Origin of the sequence: Niastella populi (assembly GCF_002078015.1) — a bacterium.
GTDB lineage: Bacteria > Bacteroidota > Bacteroidia > Chitinophagales > Chitinophagaceae > Niastella > Niastella populi.
This window is the reverse complement of the sequence record NZ_LWBP01000028.1, coordinates 1-6011: the sequence shown is the minus strand read 5'-3', so window position 1 is coordinate 6011 and position 6011 is coordinate 1. Positions and strand designations below refer to the sequence as shown.

Below are 6011 nucleotides of genomic sequence, written 5' to 3'. Positions count from 1 at the left end.
ATTACGCCTTTAGGATTCCCTGTGGAACCGGAAGTGTAGATCACGTAGGCAAGATGACCCGGTGTAAATGTTTTCGGTAGTGCTTCAGCGCTATAATTATCCGGATCAAATTCTACATCAATGGCAAAAATTGCTCCACCATAATAATCAATATCGTAAATGAAACCGGCCCCGGTGATCAGCAGAGCTATAGAACTGTCTTTTACAATATACTCCTTCCGGGAAGATGGATATTCCGGATCGATCGGAACATAAGCTCCTCCAGCCTTTAATACTCCCAGCATCGAAATGATCATCCACTCACTTCTATCCAACTGTATTCCTATCAGGTCATCTGGTTGAATAGTGTAATTCTCTTTAAGGTAATGAGCCAGTTGATTGGACCGCTCATTCAGCTCGCGATAAGTCAGCTCTTTTTCAGCAAAGACCAAGGCTACATTATCCGGTGTCTTCGCTGCTTGCTCTTCAAACAAGTCTACTACCGTCTTGTCTTTTGAATAAGCTACGGCTGTATCGTTAAAGGCGAACAGTAATTCGTGCTTTTCCTGCTCAGACAAATAATCTATTTGTGAGATCTTCTCTTCAGGGCTTTCCAGCAGGGCGGTTAACAGTTGCTTGTAATGCCTTATCAGCCCTTCAACCATGGCCTGTTCGTAAACATCAGGATTAAATACCCCCCAAACCTGGATATAGGCATCTATTTCTTTAAATCCTATTTCAAGATCAAATTTTGTAGTAAGATGCGCGACCTGGATCATCTGACTGGACGGAGCCTCCCCGGATGAAGAATCATTTTTCTTATCTGCCCCGTTAAACACCAGCATAATATCAAATAAAGTGTTCCTGGAGACATCTTTTGGCAAGTTTAATTCCTGTACCAATCTATTGAATGGATATGCCTGATGAGCATAAGCGTCGAGCATATTTTGCTTGACCTTTTTAAATACTGAGCCAAAGTTTTCTTCAGGACTTAACTTATTTCTTATGGCAAGCGTATTCACATAAAATCCGATCTGATCTATCGTATCAGCATGTTCTCTACCATTTAATGGAGTTCCTATGATGATATCTTTCTGGGAAGTGTAGCGGTACATTAACACGTTCCATGCTGCAATCAAACCCATAAAGAGGCTTCCACCATTTTTTTCAGCATATTTTTTCAACCTGGTAATTGCTTGCGCACCTATGAAAGAACCATTATAAGCTTCTCCACTATGGGTCAACACTTTTGGACGAGGTTTATAACCTGGCAAATCCAATCTCGATAATTCTCCCTTTAAACTATCTAACCAGAACTTTCTATGCGAATGTCCAGCCTCATCTTCGAGCATTTCCAATTGCCAGGCCGCATAATCTTTGTATTGGAATTTCAGTGGAGCTATATCTGGAACCTGACCTGCCTGGTAAGCATCATAAAATCTTCTTAAATCTCTCATCAATACACCCATTGACCAGCCATCTGTATTAATATGATGTAGTTTATAATAAAGAACATAGTCTTCTTCCTCTAATCTGATTAAACTAACTTTAAATGATCCCTTTTCCAAATCAAACTCCTCCCCACTAATTTTTCCCAAGTAGGATTCTACCAACTCAATCTTGTTTTGTTCACCTCTGAAGTCCTGATAATCTATGTTAAACCCAGAGTCTTCTACACTCAAAATCCATTGCCTCAGCTCTCCTGAATCATCTTGTTTATAAACAGTTCGTAAAATTTCATGTCGTTCAAGCACAGCCCACAAGCTTTTTTTAACAGCCTCTACATTTACCTTAGAATCAAGGTAAATGCTTCCAGGAATGTTATAAGCCGCCGAACTTCCTTCAAACTGACTCAATACCCACAATCTTCTCTGACCATCTGAAAGGGCATAACTTTCCTGAGAAGGGAGTTTTTCTATCTTTACGAAATCAGACTTGTTATTGGACTCTTGCAAAAGTGATAAGATTTCCTTCCGATAAAATTTAATTTTATCGGAAATCTCTGAAGTAAGAACACCAGGTTCAACATCAAGCTTTATTTTGTCGTTTACATAATAAAGCCTTGCGCCTAAATTCTTTAATTCAACCAGCAAATCATAAACATTATCCATCTCAAATGGTATTGGCTTGTTACAAAAAATTCAATCCGCTACAATTAACCAGGATTGACTTTAAAACTCAATGGTTTCCGTATTCAGCTTTTTCTCCTCCGAACTCGTATTAAGCCACATGCGGGTTTCAATAATCCTGGCATGTTCATATAATTTTGTTTTTTCAAAAAGTTCCTGAACGGTTACTCTTACATTAAAGCTCTTGTTATACTCAGCCACAAGTCCTATTGCCCTCATACTAAATCCTCCCAAATCAAAAAAATCATCATTCATTCCAATATTTTCCTGACCCAATACCATTACCCAAATCTCAATAAGCTTCTCTTCTGTTTTGTTTTTTGGCGCCACATATTCTACGCCACTCTTTAATCCCAGTCCTGCAGGATCCGGCAGGGACTCCTTATCCACTTTACCATTTGCCGTTAATGGCATGGCTTTAAGTTGTACAAAGTGAGCCGGAAGCATATACGCCGGCAGCGTATCTTTTAGATAAGCCCGTAAATCGCTTGTATTTTGTTCAACATTGGAAGTGATATACGCTACCAGCTCTTTTTCTCCTGATTGGTTCTCTTTGGCTGATACTATAGCCTGTTCTATTGCCGAATGTTTGAGTAAAGCATGCTCTATCTCTCCCAGTTCTATCCGGTACCCCCGGATCTTTACCTGATCATCTTTTCTGCCTAAATACGCTATGTTCCCATCGGGTAGCCATCTACCTAAATCTCCTGTCTTGTACAACCGCTCTCCATCTCTGAAAGGACTGGATATGAACTTTTCCCGGGTTAACGCTTCCTGGTTCAAATAGCCTATGGCCAAACCATTACCTCCTATGCATATCTCTCCTGTTACTCCTATCGGAACCAGCTTGTTGCCGGCACCCATAATATATACTTCAGTATTACCTATGGGCTGTCCGATATGTACTTTCTGAGTTTCTTCTCTTATGCTGGCTACTGTAGACCATACCGTGTTTTCCGTAGGACCATATTCATTAAATAAAGTACATTCCGGCAATAAACTGAAGTGCTTTTCTACCAGGCTGCCGCTTAATGCCTCACCGGCTAAAATCACCCGCTTAAAAGGTAACTTTCCTGATGTTGAATGGGACAATAAAAGATGATAATACGAAGGGACACACAATATACATGCTATTGCATGCTCAGTTATAAAACCAGTGATACTAAAAAGATCCTTGAGGTGATTGTCTTCTACAATGTACAATGTGCTACCTCCTGTAAGGCTACCCCATAATACTGCTACAGACGAATCAAAAGAAAAAGAAGGTATTAATAAATAAGACTCCAAAACATCATAATATGCATTCCTGGTACAGGTTGAAGAATATAAACTTCCATGAGAAATCATTACTCCTTTGGGATTCCCTGTGGAACCTGAGGTGTAAATCACATAAGCCAGATTATCGCTCTTGGCAGTAAACGTCACCGGTTCTTTAGAATAACGGTCCTTGCTTTCTTTGAATTTGTTTAGCTCAGTTTCGTCCACACATACCTTACATCCCGTATCTTTTTCTATATAGTCTATTCTTTCCCGGGGGTATTCAGGGTCGATCGGAACATAAGCCCCTCCTGCCTTTAACACTCCCAGTATCGAAATAATCATCCACTCACTGCGGGTTTGTTTTATGCTCAACAGATCATCAGGCTGAATGTCATAATTAGCTCTCAGGTAATGCGCCAGCTGATTAGACCGTTCATCAAGCTCCCGATAGATCAGTACTGTTTCCTTAAATACTACCGCTATATTATCCGGTGTCTTCGCTGCCTGCTCCTGGAATAAATCGACGATTGTTTTATCTTTCGGATAAGCTACTGTTATATCATTGAAGGCGAATAACAGTTTACGTTTCTCTTCTTCTGATAAATAATCTATTTGTGAGATCTTCTCTTCCGGATGAGATAATATTGAGCTTAAAAGGCCCTTAAAATGTTCCATTAAGCGTTCTATCATCTCTCGGTCATAGACATCCTTATTATAAATTAACCTAAAATAAATATAATCTCCAATTTCTCTAAAGTGCAGCTCTATATCATTCTTAACGTTCGAAAAACCATTATCCGACACTTGATTTTCAACCTTATCATCCAGCGTCCCTATGTCTTCAATCTCCGTAATATTATGATAAGTGAGTGATATGTCGAAGACCGGACTCCTGCTTGTATCTCTTTGAAGATTTAATTCTTCTACCAATCGATCGAAGGGATACATCTGGTGATCATAGCTCCTCAAGGTTTCCTCTTTTACGCTGCTGTAGAAACTGTTAAAGCTTTCTTCAGGATTAACCTCATTTCTTAAAGCCAGCGTGTTGATATAGAACCCGATCTGATCTTCCAAATCCGCATGCTCTCTGCCGGCTGCTGCAGTACCTATGATGATATCCTTCTCAGCGGTGTAGAGGTACATTAACACATTCCAGGAGGCCAATAAGCCCATAAACAGGCTGCCTCCTTTCTCCCGGGTATAGCCTTTTAGTTTAGCCGTGGTAGCTTTATCAATATAAGTAGCTAAGTCTTGTCCGTTATAGGTCTTCGCTTGCGGCCGCTGTTTGCTCGTTGGCAGATCCAGCAGTGGCAATACACCAGAGAACTTGTTCAGCCAATATGCTCTATGCGTATTAAATGACGCCTGGTTCAACTGGGATAACTGCCAGGATGAATAATCTTTGTACTGAATTCTTAATTCATCTAAACCGGGCGCTTTGCCGGCCTTATACGCTTCATAGTATTTCAATACATCTTTAGCCAATACTTCCATTGACCAGGCATCGCTGATGATGTGGTGCATATTGAAGTAAAATACATATTCCGCTTCCGCTACCTGCAGTAAGGCTGCCCTCAGTAATGGCCCTTTCGCCAGATCAAATTCCCGGTAAACATCTGCTGCGATATACGCTTCTGTTTTCTCTTTCTTCTCAGCTTCTTTTCTAAAGTCCCGGTAGTCGATTGTAAAACCCAGGTCTTTTCTTTCAAGTATCCATTGTCTCATCTCTCCTGACTCATCTTCCCGGAAAACAGTTCTTAATATTTCATGACGTTCGATGGTGGAGTCTATTGCTCTTTTGAAGTTTTCGATCTCAATGTCCTGATTCAGATAAATACTGCCCGGCATGTTATAAGCTGCCGAACCGCCTTCAAACTGACTCAATACCCATAACCTTCTTTGACCATCTGAGATAGCGTAACTTGCCTGGGGTGTTACTTTTTCTATATGAACAAACGCCTCCCTGGTTGAAGATGCTATCAGTACGGCATGCGAAGCTATGCTGGTATGAGCGAACAGCTCTTTTAAACTCAGCTTTACAGACAACTCCTTTTGATACTCATTGCCGAGGCGTACTCCTTTTAAGCTATGGCCTCCCAATGCGAAAAAGTCATCATTAACCCCAATGTTTTCCCTTTCAAGGACTTCTTCCCAGATCTTTACCAGCTTTTCTTCCAACGCTGTTCGTGGAGCCACATATTCCACGCCGCTCGTTAATCCCAGGCCTTCAGGGGCCGGCAGGGACTTCCTATCCACTTTACCGTTTGCGGTTAATGGCATTTCCTTCAGCTGTACAAAATGAGCGGGAAGCATATAGGCCGGAAGCTGCTCTTTTAAATAGTCACGTAAACCGCTTGTGTTTTGTTCGGCATTAGAAGTGATGTACGCAACCAATTCCTTTTCTCCAGACTCATTTTCTTTTGTTAATACTACAGCCTCCTTTATCGCTTCATGGTTTAATAAAGCATGCTCTATTTCTCCGGGCTCTATACGGTGCCCCCTGATCTTTACCTGCTCATCTTTTCTGCCGATGAATTCGATGTTCCCATCTGAAAGCCAGCATCCCAGGTCTCCTGTTTTGTACAACCGTTCTCCTTCTTTGAATGGGCTAACGATGAACTTCTCTCTGGTTAACTCTTCTTT

2 protein-coding genes are annotated in these 6011 nt (G+C 41.1%); both read right to left on the bottom strand.

Annotation, left to right across the window (positions count from 1 at the left end; all coding sequences use genetic code 11):
- A partial coding sequence (locus tag A4R26_RS05455; protein WP_165760157.1) for a non-ribosomal peptide synthetase occupies window positions 1-2090 on the bottom strand: 2090 nt, incomplete at its 3' end.
- A 60-nt stretch (window positions 2091-2150) separates the two neighbouring features.
- Window positions 2151-5954, bottom strand: a complete 3804-nt coding sequence (locus A4R26_RS05450; RefSeq protein ID WP_242674830.1) for a non-ribosomal peptide synthetase — start codon at window positions 5952-5954, stop codon at window positions 2151-2153.
- Between the last annotated feature and the right edge of the window lie 57 nt (window positions 5955-6011).